Origin of the sequence: Chryseobacterium turcicum (assembly GCF_021010565.1) — a bacterium.
GTDB classification, from domain to species: Bacteria; Bacteroidota; Bacteroidia; order Flavobacteriales; family Weeksellaceae; genus Chryseobacterium; species Chryseobacterium turcicum.
Genome location: NZ_JAJNAY010000001.1, coordinates 2,672,558 through 2,686,675, shown reverse-complemented (window position 1 = coordinate 2,686,675; position 14,118 = coordinate 2,672,558). Strand labels below are relative to the sequence as shown.

Genomic DNA, 14,118 nt, shown 5'->3' with positions numbered 1-14,118 from the left:
ACCACATCATGAACAAAACATTCAATCTGTTATTCTTTATAAAAAAGAATAAAATCCGAACAAACGGCACTGCTCCCATCTACTTACGAATCACGATAGATGGCAAGGCGGCGGACATTGCTGCTAAAAGGTATATCGAACCGCAGAAATGGGATGGTAAAGCGCATAAAGCACTGGGTAACTCTCAGGAGGCTAGAACGCTTAATGTCTATCTTAAGACTTTAGAACAACAGGTTTACGATTCACACTACGTAATGTTAAAAGAGGATAACAATGTAACCGCTGTTGGTTTAAAATCTAAACTGCTTGGAACTGATATTGAGCAAAGAATGCTAATTCCTATCTTTCAAGAGCATAATGATAAAGTGGAAGCCCTGGTCGGTCAAGATTTTGCTCCAGGAACATTGGAGCGTTACAAAACATCATTAAAGCATACGCAGGAATTCATTAATTGGAAGTATAAAACTTCTGATATCGATATCAAAGCTATTGATCATGCTTTCATCATGGATTATGATTTCTGGCTTCGTAGTGTACGTAAATGCGGAAACAATACCGCGGTGAAATACATTAAGAACTTTAAAAAGATCATCAGACTCTGTATGGCACATGGCTGGCTCAACAAAGACCCTTTTCTTGGTTATAAAGCAAAGCTCAAAGCTGTAGAACGTCCATTTCTATCTAAAGAAGAAATCCAGACGATGTATGAAAAAGAATTTGTTTCCGATAGATTGACACAAGTACGTGATGTTTTTCTTTTCTGCTGTTATACGGGTTTAGCTTATGTTGATGTGAAAAAATTGACAAAGTCTCACATCAATATAGGGATTGATGGCGAACAATGGATATTCACCCGTCGTCAAAAAACAGACACCTCGACCAGAGTTCCCCTCTTACCTGTAGCTAAAGAACTGGTTTTAAGATATGAGAACCATCCGCAGTGTGTAAACGCAAATGTTCTGTTTCCTGTTGTGAGTAATCAGACTATTAATTCCTATCTCAAAGAGATTGCGAATGTCTGTGGAATTAATAAAGAGCTGACTTTCCACATCGCAAGACATACTTTTGCTACTACGGTTACATTATCCAATGGAGTGCCGATTGAAAGCGTGAGCAAAATGCTTGGTCACACCAACATAAAAACAACACAGCATTATGCGAAGATTTTGGATACGAAAGTGAGTGATGATATGTCTGCTTTAAGAAGTAAACTTGAGAGTAGTGAGTTTAATTGAGATTAAAATGGTGATGGAGATAATAAATGTAATCCCGCCTTGGGACCTTGACGAGCGTATCTTCAAACACTTTTATTGACGATTTAATTCGTTTGTGTCAAATTAAACAAGAATTGACTATCATTAATTTAGGATTTAACTTCTAATATTTTGCAATTTAATTTTTAGGTATTTGAAATAATCGAAATTGACATTATTAGTCTTTAGTTTACTTCGATTGTCTTTTATATTTACAAGCAGATTTTACGAAGAATGTGTGAGAGATTTAATTTGAATGTAGCCGATAAGATTTATAGAGATATAATCTTGGACACTAAAGTATATTGACACCAAAATAAATATTCATGTTAATAATAAACTGAGATAATTTCTCTTTCTAATTTTTTTATTTAAAATCATTCTTAATGAAATATTTCATAATTTTGAAGTAGTGAAAAAGCTGATTTCCATATTATTGTTATCACTATATTTAGTTTCTACAACTGAACTGTATCAGCTTTTAAAGATTCCTGTTCTTATAGAGCATTATATAGAGCATAAAGGGTTGAATGCAGAGATGTCTCTCACTGCATTTCTTAAAACCCATTATGAAAATCCAGTTAAAGACAGAGATTATGATAAAGATCAAAAATTACCTTTTGTTTCTCATGCAAATCTTCTTTCCGTAGTTTTCACTATCAATCCTTCTGTAGATTTTCATTTTACAGAGAAAGCATACATTTCTCTTGAGATAAAGAAAATCTTTTATAAAAGTATTCTTTACAACAAAGAAATTTTAAATTCTATTTGGGAGCCCCCAAGATTTTATCAATCTTAATCTATTTTTTCTCAATCATTTTTTTGATTGAGAGTATTCTGTTATATAGGTAAAGTATCTGCAAAAGATGTAGATGCATTCATCCTGTGATTCAGAATTTCTAAACTTATTTCAATAATTAAGATTAATAAATCATTTATGCTTACAAAAATTATTGAGTTTTCTATAAAGAATAAACTCATTATTGCATTGTTGGTATTAGGGCTTATAGGAGTTGGCTCCTATCAGGTTACTAAATTGCCGATAGATGCAGTGCCGGATATTACCAATAATCAAGTGCAGGTCATTACTATTGCCCCTTCTTTTGGCGCAACAGATATAGAAAGGCTTGTTACTTTTCCTATAGAACAGGCTAACAATAATATTTCAGGATTAAAGGAAATCAGGAGTTTCTCAAGGTTCGGACTTTCCTTAGTTACCATTGTCTTTGAGGATGATATTGACATCTACTGGGCAAGGCAACAAGTTGCGGAAAGGCTGCAACAGGTACAGGCTGTAATCCCACAAGGAATAGGAAATCCTCAACTTGGGCCCATTTCTACAGGACTTGGCGAAATTTTCCAATATGTGGTAAGACCTGAAAAAGGATATGAAAAAAAATACAATATCACAGAACTTCGTACTATTCAGGATTGGATTGTAAGAAGACAGCTTTTAGGTGTAAAAGGAGTAGCAGAAGTCAGTAGTTTTGGGGGAAAGCTCAAACAATATGAAATTGCAGTCAATCCTGATAGACTTAACGCATATGGAATAACAATTAATGATGTTTTTGATGCATTAAAGGCTAATAATCAAAATACAGGAGGTGCTTATATTGAAAAAGGACCTACCGTTCTATATATCAGAAGTGAAGGATTGGTAGGAAGTATTGAAGAAATTAAAAATATTTCTATTGCTACAAAAACAAATGATGTTCCGCTGTTTATAAGAGATATTGCCGAAGTGAAACCTGGTTTTGCCACCAGATACGGAGCGATGACTTTTAATGACCAGGGAGAAGTTTCAGGGGCTGTAGTTATGATGCTGAAAGGTGAAAATAGTAATCAGGTCATAAAAAATGTAAAGGAAAAAATTGCTCAGGTTCAAAATACACTTCCAAAAGGAGTGGTGATAGAACCCTTTCTGGATCGAACCAAAATGGTGAATAATGCCATCGGAACAGTAGAAAAAAACCTTACAGAAGGAGCATTAATTGTTGTCTTTGTACTGGTTTTATTCCTGGGAAACATAAGGGCTGGTTTGCTGGTTGCCTCTGTTATTCCTCTGGCTATGCTTTTTGCTATCTGTATGATGAATCTCTTTGGAGTCAGTGGTAATCTTATGAGCCTTGGAGCGTTAGACTTCGGATTGATTATTGATGGGGCGGTGATCATTGTAGAATCGATTTTACACCAGTTTAGCCATAATTCAAAATTCAAAAAGATATTTTCTGTAGGAAAATCAGAAATGGATACGATTGTTATCGATTCTGCAGGGAAAATGATGAATAGTGCAGTTTTCGGTCAGATCATCATTCTAATCGTTTATCTTCCGATTCTTACTTTACAGGGAATTGAAGGGAAAATGTTCAAACCTATGGCTCAGACCGTTGCTTTTGCATTGTTGGGAGCATTTTTATTGTCATTGACCTATATTCCGATGATGAGTGCTGTTTTGCTGAGAAAAAGAAGCGATAAACCTACTTTATCAGATAAACTTATGAAAAAAGTTGAGCAGCTCTATCTGAAAGTTTTACTTAAACTTCTCAGAGTTCCCAAAACGGTTTTTACAGCAGTAGCGGCTTTATTTGTGATGGCGGTTTTCATACTAACCAGAATGGGAGGTGAGTTTATTCCTTCCCTTGAAGAAGGTGATTTTGCTGTAGATACAAGAGTGTTGACAGGAAGTAGCCTGACAACAACGGTTGAAAGTACTCAGAAGGCTGCCCATATTCTTAAATCCAGATTTCCTGAAGTGGAAAAAGTAGTTACAAAAATTGGGAGCGGGGAGGTACCTACCGACCCGATGCCAATGGACGCTTCAGATATGATGGTCATCTTAAAAGATAAAAAAGAATGGACCTCAGCTTCCACCTTTCCAGAATTAGCAGATAAGATGGGTAAACAATTGCAGGAGGTACCCGGAATTACCGCCAGCTTTCAGTATCCGGTTCAGATGCGTTTTAATGAATTAATGACAGGTGCAAGACAGGATGTAGTAATCAAAATTTTTGGAGAAGATCTCGATGTCCTTTCTCAAAATGCTCAGAAATTGGGAAAAATTATAGAGACTGTAGATGGAACCCAGAATCTTTATATAGAGCCTGTTTCCGGAATGCCACAGGTGGTTATAGAGTACAACCGACCTTTGATTGCCCAATATCATTTATCTATTTCAGATATCAACAGGATTGTTAATACAGCATTTGCAGGGCAAAGTACAGGATTGGTTTTTGAGGGTGAAAAGCGCTTTGATATGGTAGTGCGTCTGGATATAAAAGACCGTAAAAATGTTACTGATATTAAGAATCTTTTGGTTCCTACTCCTTTTGGAAATCAGATTCCGTTATCCCAGCTTGCTAAAGTGGAGGTGAAAAATGGACCCAACCAAATTCAGAGAGAAAATGCTCAGAGAAGAATTGTAGTGGGCTTTAATATAAAAGGAAGGGATGTTCAAAGTATTGTGGAAGAACTCCAACATAAAGTAGATCAGAAAATGAAACTTCCTACAGGGTATTATATGACTTATGGCGGATCATTTGAAAATCTTAATAATGCTAAACAACGCTTGATGATTGCAGTCCCGATTGCCTTGGCTCTTATTTTTGTGATGTTGTTTCTGGCTTTCAATTCAGTTAAAGAGAGTCTATTGATTTACACGGCTATTCCCCTTTCTATTATTGGTGGAGTTTTCCTTATGGCACTCAGAGGTATGCCTTTCAGTATCAGTGCAGGAGTAGGATTCATAGCTCTTTTCGGAGTGGCAGTGTTGAACGGGATTGTTTTGATCTCAGAGTTTAACCGTCTTCACAAAAGAGGAATTCAAAACATTGTAAGAATTATTGTTGACGGAGGAGAGTCGCGGCTTCGTCCGGTTCTGATGACGGCTTTTGTTGCTTCGTTGGGCTTTATTCCTATGGCGGTCAGCAATGGTGCAGGAGCGGAAGTACAGCGACCTTTGGCAACAGTGGTTATTGGGGGATTGATGGTTGCAACTTTTCTTACCCTGTTTGTTTTACCATTACTGTATGTAAATATTGAAAAAGGATTTAAAATGAAAAAGAATAAGAATAATAATAAAAATGTAGTGGCTGTATTGATTTTAATCTTTAGCCTTACTGGAACTGTTATTAAATCTCAAACTCCGATCAGTCTGAAAAATGCTATTAATACAGCTCTGGAAAATAATAGAAATCTTAAGAATGAAAAACTGAAATCAGAATATTCAAAAGCATTGATCAAATCTGCCAATGATATTCCTCAGACGGGAGTTATGATGGATTACGGACAGATTAACAGTGCATTGACGGATATGAAATTCGGAATTTCCCAAAGCATAGCATTTCCAACTGTTTATAAAAAACAGAAAAATGTTTACACAGAAGAGTGGAAAAAGTCTTTGTTAAATGTTTCTCTTAAAGAATTTGAATTGAAAAGAGCAGTGAGTCTTACCTTTTATAATATTCTGTATTGGAAAGAAAAAGAACGGCTTCTTCGCGAAACATTAAAATTCTACACTGATTTTCTAGACAAAGCAAGCATTCGTTTAAAAGCAGGTGAGAGTAATATTCTGGAAAAAATAACAGCTTCCAATCAGAAATCAGCTATAGAAATTCAGTTAAAGCAGCTGGATCAGGAACTTTCTGTTTTGGGATATCAGCTTCAGTGGCTTTTAAATACAGAAACAGATTTTGTGCCTGAAAATCAAAAATTTTTTAATGGGGAAGTTAAGGAGGAGCTTAGTTTACATCCAATCATTAAAATACTACAGCAACAAAAAAATATCTCTGAACAGCAAGTATCCCTTGAAAAAGCAAAGCTGCTTCCCGATCTACAGCTTGCTTATAATCTTAATAGTTTCAGAGGGATGGGAGCTGATGATAGAGTATATGGTTCTGCACTTCAGTTTCATTCCGTACAGTTGGGTGTTTCGGTTCCTGTTTTTTCAGGAGGTCAGAAAGCAAGAATTCAGGCTGCTAAAATTGCTAAGTCTATTGCTGAAAATGACTTGCTGAAAACAGAATTTAATTTACAGAATCAGCTTAAAAAAGTAATGGGTATGTATCAGACGAATCTTGAGATTGTCTCTCGTTATGAAATCTCAGAGCTGAAAAATGCCGATATTATTACAGAAACAGCTAAAAAACAATTTCTCGCAGGAGAAATCAATTATCTGGATTTTGTCATATTGGTGAATCAGGCTGTTACCTTAAAAAGCAGTTATGCAGATGCAGTTTGGAAACTAAATCAGAGTGCTATAGAACTAGAATATCTTACTTTAAATCCGTAAAAAATGAAATCAATTTCAATATATTATACCTTATTAATCAGTTTTTTTATTTTTATTCAATGTAAAAAACAAGAGCAGACAGGCTCTAAAGTAAACCTGTCAAAAGACGAAAATGTGGTGAAACTGACCGACGCTCAGTTTAAAAATGCATCCATAGCAACTGTTGGGGTTTCTATGCAGAAGATTTCCTCAGTTTTAAAGCTTAATGGAATGATTGATGTTCCCCCGCAAAATCTTGTTTCAGTCAGCATTCCTTTGGGGGGATATCTCAAATCCAGTAATCTGCTTCCAGGAAAACCCGTTTCAAAAGGACAGGTAATTGCTGTTATTGAAAATCCACAGTTTATACAGCTTCAGCAGGATTATTTGATGGCAAAATCTAAAATGCATTTTGCTCAATTGGATTATAATCGTCAGAAAACATTGAATCAAAGTCAGGCAACCAGTGATAAGGTGATGCAGCAAGCGCAGTCTGAAATGAACAATCAGAAAATTTTAATGAATTCTCTTGCGCAGCAGCTCCGTCTTATTAATATTAATCCTGAATCTCTGAGCTCAGGAAATATTGTAAAAAGCGCCCCTGTTTACAGCAATGTCAATGGTTTTGTAAGTAAGGTAAATGTGAATATAGGAAAATACGTAAACCCATCTGATGTACTTTTTGAACTCATTAATCCAGATGATATTCATCTCAATCTTAAAGTATATGAAAAGGATCTGGCGAATCTGAAAAAAGGGCAGAGGTTTGCCGCCTATACCAATACCGAGCCTGATAAAAAATACTACGGTGAAATCCTCTTGATAAGTAAAGATGTGAGCCAGGGCGGATGGGCTGAAGTACACTGTCATTTTGAAAAATATGAGCAGAACCTTATACCGGGAATGTATATGAATGCTGAGATTGAGACCAGTACTTCTTTTTCCAATGCTGTTTCTGAAGAGAGTATTGTCAATTTTGAAGGAAAAGATTTTGTTTTCGTCGAAGAAAAAAAGCAGACCTACCGCTTAACACCTGTAACAGTAGGTGAAACAGAAAACGGATTTGTACAGATCATGAATGCTGATGATTTTAAGAATAAAAAAATTGTCATCAAGAATGCGTATACACTTCTCATGAAACTTAAAAATACTGCTGACGAGTAAACTGCAGTGGTTAAACATTTTTAAATAGATAAATAATGAAAACATCATCTTTAATAAAAACAGGAGCAGGATTTATTGTTCTGTTTCTGATTGCTATTCAGTTTTTTGATACCACTAAAAATATAGCGGCGGTCCCTTCGGAAAATGCTCTTGAAAAGCATTACCAGGTTCCGGATCATGTACAGGGATTATTAAAAACAAGCTGTTATGACTGCCACTCCAACACTACAGCTTATCCGTGGTATAATAACATACAGCCTGTAAAATGGTGGCTGGCAGATCATGTGAACTCAGGAAAACGACATTTCAATTTTGACGAATTTAACAGCTATTCAAAAGAGAAAAAATTAAAGAAACTTGATGAAGTTGCAGAAACTATAAGAGAGGGTGAAATGCCTCTTACATCTTATACTGTTGTTCATCAGAATGCAAAGTTGTCTGATATCCAAAAGTCAGAAATAGAACAATGGGTTAAAGAGGTGAAAAAACAGATTGAATATCAGTTTGTTAAAAAACAGAAATAGTATTCTGATATAACAAAAACAATCAGTAAATTTAATATTATATCCATTTCGTATGAATTACAATATACCGGAAAATTTGAAAGGGTTTACAGAAGCTGAAGTAATCACTTCCAGAAAAAAATACGGATATAACCGCTTTGAAGCGGTTAAGAAAGAATCATGGGCAGACCTTCTTCTCAACATCCTGAAAGAGCCGATGCTGATTCTTCTTATATGTGTTTCCTTCATTTATGTGCTTACAGGAGATTATGGCGAGGCTTTATTTATGTTTGCTGCTATTGTTGGAGTTACTGCAATTTCTTTTTACCAGGATAACCGGAGCAAAAAGGCGCTGGAAGAACTTGAAAAATTGAATGAACCATTAAGTAAGGTGATCAGGGATTCAAAGATTATAGATATTCCTACCTTTGAAATAGCAGTTGGAGATCTGTGCATTACCGAGGAGGGCAATCTTATTAATGCTGACGGAAGAATTGTTCACAGCAACGATTTTTCTGTGAATGAATCTTCCCTTACGGGAGAGAGCTTTTCTGTTTTTAAGGATAGCAAATCCGAAGATAATAAAGTGTACAGCGGGACAATCACTGTTTCCGGGCTTGCCGTTTTTGAGGTCGAAAATATAGGAAAAGAAACTAAAGTAGGAAAAATAGGCCAGTCTATATTAGGTATAAAAGCAGAAGTATCTCCGTTGCAGATTCAGATCCGGAACTTTGTAAAGGGGATGGCTGTTATCGGAGTCATTATCTTTCTTGCAGTATGCATCTTCAGTTTTGTCAAGACAGGAGATTTTGTGACCAGTTTACTCAATGGACTTACATTGGCAATGTCTGTTCTTCCCGAAGAAATTCCTGTAGCCTTTACGACCTTTATGGCTTTGGGTTCATGGAAGTTGATGCGGGAAGGAATCATCATTAAACGAAGCAGTATTGTAGAAACCCTAGGGAGCGTTTCTGTAATTTGTACTGATAAAACAGGCACAATTACGGAAAACTCCATGCAGTTGAAGCATCTTTATGATTACCGTTCTGATAGAACTTATGAAGAAACAGAGTTTGGAATAAAAGAGCTGCATGAGCTTATTGATTATGCGATGTGGAGTAGTGAGCCTGTACCTTTTGACCCCATGGAAATAACGCTGCATAAGATCTATGAACAGACCCGGAAGCCTGATCAAAGAAAAGACTATCAAATGTTTCATGAATACCCGTTGGAAGGCAAACCGCTGATGATGACTCATCTTTTTGAAAACGAACAGAAAGACCGGATTATTGCGGCTAAAGGAGCGCCGGAAGCCATCATCACTGTTTCCAATCTTTCAGAACAAGAAAAAAATAACATAAGAAAGTTAATTAAGAATTTTGGAGAACAAGGATACAGAGTTCTTGGTGTTGCCAGATCTCATTTTGAAGGAAATGATTTCCCTGATAAGCAGCAGGATTTTAAATTTGACTTTTTAGGATTGACCGTATTTTATGATCCTCCTAAAAAAGGAATAAAAGAAGTATTTAAACATATCTACGATGCCGGTATTAAAGTAAAAGTCATTACAGGAGATAATGCGGATACTACCAGAGCCATCGCATTGCAGGCAGGAATAGAAAACAGTACTTCACCCGTTAATGGAAGTGAAATTGCAGCGTGCTCAGAGGCGGATCTTATAAAGCTTGCTGAAGATACTACTTTATTTACAAGAATGTTTCCGGAAGCAAAGCTCGAAGTGGTTTCTGCCTTGAAAGCACAAGGTCACGTGGTGGCAATGCTGGGAGATGGCGTAAATGACGGACCAGCTTTAAAAGCGGCTCATATTGGAGTGGCCATGGGAAATAAAGGGACTGAAATTGCCAAATCAGCCGCAGCACTGGTCATCACCAATGATGATCTGGAGAAGCTCGTGATTGGGGTTGCTGCTGGAAGAAGAATTTATGCCAATATAAAAAAAGCGGTCCAGTATATTATTTCCATTCATATCCCTATTATTCTCACCGTTTCCTTGCCTTTGTTTCTAGGTTGGGTATTTCCTCATATATTTACTCCGGTGCATGTGATTTTTCTGGAATTGGTCATGGGCCCCACATGTTCTATTGTTTATGAGAATGAACCTATTGAACAAGATGCGATGCGCAGACCTCCCAGAATGCTTACAGATACATTTCTGAACTGGAGAGAGCTTACGGTAAGTATTATTCAGGGATTGGTTATTACTGCAGGAATACTATGGATGTATCAATATTCTGTTGACCTGGGGAATGATGAGCCTAAAACAAGATCTTTAGTGTTCAGTACTTTGATATTTGCTAATATATTACTGAGCTTGGTAAATCGGTCATTCTATTATAGTATTTTTGAAAGTTTTAAAAACCGTAATTTTTTATTGGTGGGAATTTCGGTGCTGGTTCTTGTATTGTTGTTTGTCATTCTTTATGTAAAGGCGGTAGCAGTATTCTTTAGTGTAACTCCTCTTATTGCAAAAGAATTGGGAATGACATTGCTTGTTGCTGCTATTTCGGTTTTGTGGTTCGAGGTTTATAAGTTTGTGAAAAGAAAGTTGGGAAGAAAATAAAAAAATCATTAGTAATAAAGTATTTCATAATTTTAATCAGTGAAAAAGTTGATTTCCATATTGTTGTTATTTTTATATTTGGTTTCCACAACCGAATTGTATCAGCTTTTGAAAATACCGGAACTGATTGAGCATTACGTCGAGCATAAAGAACTGAATCCGGATATGACGCTTACGGCATTTCTGAGAACACACTATGATCATCCGGTGAAAGATGGAGATTACGGAAAAGATCAGAGACTTCCGTTTATTATACATTCTGCGCCCTTGTCGTTGGTTTTTACGATTAATCGGGGATTCAGTTTTGAAACTGCAACGTATCATTTCATTCCTTTAAAAATACATAAAATTCCTTCAAAAGACGAAGATCTTTGCTATAAAGGATTTCTGAATTCTGTTTGGGAACCACCAAGGTCTTCTTTTTCATAATTCAATCCTAAGTTGGTTTTTATGTACAGATCAACATCATCAATTATTTCATATCATTAATTTCAGAATAATGAAAACACTATTTTCAGCCATTTTAATGGTTGTATTCGCTGTTGGCATTCATGCGCAAAGCCGTTTGGAAAATGCAAAAAAACAATCCTCACAAAATAAAGAACTTATCCTTTTGAATTTTTCAGGTTCAGACTGGTGTATTCCATGTATCAAACTTCACAAGAATATCATCGAAACCGATGAATTTAAAAAGCTGGAAACGGAAAATGTCGTTGTTTACATCAATGCAGATTTTCCAAGAAACAAAAAGAATCAGCTTCTCCCAGAACTGAAAAAAGAAAATGCTTCACTTGCTGACCAGTACAATAAAAAAGGATTATTTCCTTACACATTGCTGCTGAACTCGGAAGGCAAAATCCTGAAAAGCTGGGAAGGTCTTCCTTCGGAAAATGCATTGGCTTTCAGCAAAGAGATAAGAATTATCAAAGAAAATCAAAAATAAAAGATATGTTAAGAGAATTCAAAAGACCTCAGATATTAATGGGGAACGCTTTTGAAATTACCGTTGTAAGCGATGATGAAAATTCGGCAAATCAGCACATTGATGTCGCTATTGACGAAATCAGGAGAATTGAAAAGCTTCTGACAACATTTAGTGAGGAAAGCCAGACTAATCTCATCAACAGAAATGCCGGAATCAAGCCTGTAAAAGTAGATTGGGAGATTTTTGACCTCATTGAAAGAAGCCTACGGATTAGCAAAATAACGGATGGATATTTCGACATTTCCTATGGCGGAATCGATAAAAGTTTCTGGAATTTCGACCGTGAAATGAAAGAGCTTCCCAATCCTGAACTCATTAAAGATCATCTGAAATTGGTTAATTATCAGAATATTATTCTTGACCGCGAAAATCAAACCGTTTTCCTCAAAGAAAAAGGAATGCGAATCGGTTTCGGAGGAATCGGGAAGGGGTATGCTGCAGAAATGGCCAAACAAATGCTTCAAAACAGAGGGGTAACTTCCGGAATTGTGAATGCTTCGGGTGATTTAACGACTTGGGGAAATCAGGCGGACGGAAAACCCTGGACTATCGGAATTGCAGATCCAGACAACGCAAAACAGCCGTTTTCTTATATGAATATCACAGATATGGCGGTTGCAACTTCTGGAAATTATGAAAAATTCGTCGTCATCAACGGTAAAAAATATTCTCACACTATTAATCCCAAAATAGGAATGCCTGTTTCGGGCGTGAAAAGTGTTACTATCTTTTGTCCCAATGCAGAAATTGCCGATGCAATGGCAACTCCCGTAAGCATTATGGAAATTGATGTCGCACTCAATATGATCAACCAGATCAATCATTTGGAATGCATCATTATTGATGATCGTGACAAAATTTATTCATCTCAAAACATTAATTTAAAATGAAAAACCTTATAAAAATATTAGCTTGCCTACTGATCACAACTGCTTCAGTACAGTCTTGCACCACCGTAAAAGAATACGAAAAAAACAAATTAAACGACGCCGAAATGGTTCTCGGAAACCGAACGATTGAAAAAACCGAGCTCAGCTTCCAATCTTACAGAGAAGGATCTTCGGGCGCGAATGCCGGAAAAGTTGGCGGTGGTTGTGGATGTAACTAAGAAGAGTAATCGTAAAATTTAATTGTGATTTAAAATGAAAAAATTAATCGTAAGTGTTATTGCTCTTTTAGGAATTTTCAATGCAAAAGCACAGGAAAACATAAACAATGAACAGCCTAAAAAACTGACTTTTGATGAAGCTAATTTAGTTTCAAGCTATTATAAACAAAATGGAAACAATTCTGCCGTTACGGGAGGAATCGGGACGGAAAAACTGACCGACATTTCCAATACCATTGACGTAACGATGGTAAAATATGACAGGAAAGACAGGAAAAATAAATTCGATTTCAGTGTCGGGATCGATCATTATACTTCTGCGTCTTCGGATATGATCGATCTGAAAGCCAATTCATCGGCTTCCCACGCAGACAACAGAATTTATCCTGCACTAAGCTGGAGCCGTGAAAATGAAAACAAAGGCACAACCTTAATGGCAGGCGTTTCTTTCTCCACAGAATTCGATTATCAGTCTTATGGCGCTAATATTGGCTTTTCGCAAAAGACCAAGAACAGAATGGGAGAATTTACGGCGAAATTCCAGGCTTATCTGGATCAGGTAAAACTGATTGCCCCGATTGAGCTCAGAGCAAACGGAAGCGCCGGAGGAGAACACGATAACTACGGAACCAGCGGAAGGAATACTTTTGCGCTGTCTCTATCCTATTCGCAAATCATCAATCAGAACTTTCAGGTAGAATTTTTGGCAGACGGCGTTCAGCAGACAGGATATTTAAGCTTACCTTTTCATAGAGTTTATTTCAATGATAATTCAGTTCATCAGGAAGCTTTGCCGGATAAACGGTTTAAAATTCCTTTGGGAGTAAGAGCGAATTATTTTCTTGGAGATAAGGTTATTCTGAGAGCATATTATCGTTATTATACTGATGATTGGGGCTTAAAATCAAATACTTTCAGTCTAGAAACGCCGGTGAAAATTTCGCCTTTTGTTTCAGTAAGTCCTTTTTACAGATATTATTCTCAGACTGCGGCTAAATATTTTGCACCTTATCAAGAGCACACGGCTTTTGATGATTTTTATACAAGTAATTATGATCTTTCAAAATTCAGCAGTAATTTTTACGGTGCAGGAATCAGAATCAGTCCGAAGAACGGCCTATTTGGTGTTGAAAGGCTGAATGTGCTGGAAATCAGATACGGACATTACACGAAATCTATTGGGATGAAGTCTGATATTATTTCCCTGAATTTGAGATTTAAATAAAATCATTTTAAATTTGACTTGCCGAAGATGTTT

At 36.5% G+C, this 14,118-nt stretch carries 11 protein-coding genes; all 11 read left to right on the top strand.

From position 1 onward, the window contains the following. Nucleotides 1–8 precede the first annotated feature (8 nt). The 11 genes from LO744_RS12310 (at nt 9) to LO744_RS12260 (ending at nt 14,085) form a co-directional block, all read left to right on the top strand. Complete coding sequence (locus tag LO744_RS12310; RefSeq protein WP_230669647.1) at nt 9–1,235, top strand: site-specific integrase; 1,227 nt, start codon at nt 9–11, stop codon at nt 1,233–1,235. A 430-nt stretch (nt 1,236–1,665) separates the two neighbouring features. Beyond that, on the top strand, nt 1,666–2,052 hold the full coding sequence (locus tag LO744_RS12305; RefSeq protein ID WP_230669646.1) for a hypothetical protein: 387 nt from the start codon (nt 1,666–1,668) through the stop codon (nt 2,050–2,052). Nucleotides 2,053–2,190: 138 nt separating this feature from the next. Beyond that, the gene (locus LO744_RS12300; RefSeq protein WP_230669645.1) at nt 2,191–6,540 is read left to right on the top strand and encodes a CusA/CzcA family heavy metal efflux RND transporter; all 4,350 of its coding nucleotides are present in this window, start codon (nt 2,191–2,193) and stop codon (nt 6,538–6,540) included. A 3-nt stretch (nt 6,541–6,543) separates the two neighbouring features. Beyond that, nucleotides 6,544–7,683: an efflux RND transporter periplasmic adaptor subunit gene (locus tag LO744_RS12295; RefSeq protein WP_230669644.1), complete on the top strand. Its 1,140-nt coding sequence runs from the start codon at nt 6,544–6,546 to the stop codon at nt 7,681–7,683. A 35-nt stretch (nt 7,684–7,718) separates the two neighbouring features. Then, nucleotides 7,719–8,207, top strand: a complete 489-nt coding sequence (locus LO744_RS12290) for a heme-binding domain-containing protein (protein WP_230669643.1) — start codon at nt 7,719–7,721, stop codon at nt 8,205–8,207. Between the two features lie 52 nt (nt 8,208–8,259). Beyond that, on the top strand, nt 8,260–10,767 hold the full coding sequence (locus tag LO744_RS12285; RefSeq protein ID WP_230669642.1) for a cation-translocating P-type ATPase: 2,508 nt from the start codon (nt 8,260–8,262) through the stop codon (nt 10,765–10,767). Nucleotides 10,768–10,806: 39 nt separating this feature from the next. After that, nucleotides 10,807–11,196 (top strand): hypothetical protein, encoded by a 390-nt coding sequence (locus tag LO744_RS12280; protein ID WP_230669641.1) that lies wholly within the window; start codon nt 10,807–10,809, stop codon nt 11,194–11,196. Nucleotides 11,197–11,266: 70 nt separating this feature from the next. Next, nucleotides 11,267–11,710: a thioredoxin family protein gene (locus tag LO744_RS12275; RefSeq protein ID WP_230669640.1), complete on the top strand. Its 444-nt coding sequence runs from the start codon at nt 11,267–11,269 to the stop codon at nt 11,708–11,710. 5 nt (nt 11,711–11,715) lie between these two features. Next, nucleotides 11,716–12,642 (top strand): FAD:protein FMN transferase, encoded by a 927-nt coding sequence (locus LO744_RS12270; protein WP_230669639.1) that lies wholly within the window; start codon nt 11,716–11,718, stop codon nt 12,640–12,642. Then, nucleotides 12,639–12,860, top strand: coding sequence for a DUF4266 domain-containing protein (locus LO744_RS12265; protein ID WP_230669638.1), 222 nt, complete (start codon nt 12,639–12,641; stop codon nt 12,858–12,860). The genes LO744_RS12270 and LO744_RS12265 overlap by 4 nt, the downstream gene beginning before the upstream one ends. Before the next feature lie 34 nt (nt 12,861–12,894). After that, the gene (locus LO744_RS12260; RefSeq protein ID WP_230669637.1) at nt 12,895–14,085 is read left to right on the top strand and encodes a DUF3570 domain-containing protein; all 1,191 of its coding nucleotides are present in this window, start codon (nt 12,895–12,897) and stop codon (nt 14,083–14,085) included. The last annotated feature ends 33 nt before the right edge of the window (nt 14,086–14,118 follow it).

Coding starts and splice junctions, on each gene's coding strand:
- LO744_RS12310 (WP_230669647.1), top strand. CDS start 9: ATGAACAAAACATTCAATCTGTTATTCTTTATAAAAAAGAATAAAATC.
- LO744_RS12300 (WP_230669645.1), top strand. CDS start 2,191: ATGCTTACAAAAATTATTGAGTTTTCTATAAAGAATAAACTCATTATT.
- LO744_RS12295 (WP_230669644.1), top strand. CDS start 6,544: ATGAAATCAATTTCAATATATTATACCTTATTAATCAGTTTTTTTATT.
- LO744_RS12290 (WP_230669643.1), top strand. CDS start 7,719: ATGAAAACATCATCTTTAATAAAAACAGGAGCAGGATTTATTGTTCTG.
- LO744_RS12285 (WP_230669642.1), top strand. CDS start 8,260: ATGAATTACAATATACCGGAAAATTTGAAAGGGTTTACAGAAGCTGAA.
- LO744_RS12275 (WP_230669640.1), top strand. CDS start 11,267: ATGAAAACACTATTTTCAGCCATTTTAATGGTTGTATTCGCTGTTGGC.
- LO744_RS12270 (WP_230669639.1), top strand. CDS start 11,716: ATGTTAAGAGAATTCAAAAGACCTCAGATATTAATGGGGAACGCTTTT.
- LO744_RS12265 (WP_230669638.1), top strand. CDS start 12,639: ATGAAAAACCTTATAAAAATATTAGCTTGCCTACTGATCACAACTGCT.
- LO744_RS12260 (WP_230669637.1), top strand. CDS start 12,895: ATGAAAAAATTAATCGTAAGTGTTATTGCTCTTTTAGGAATTTTCAAT.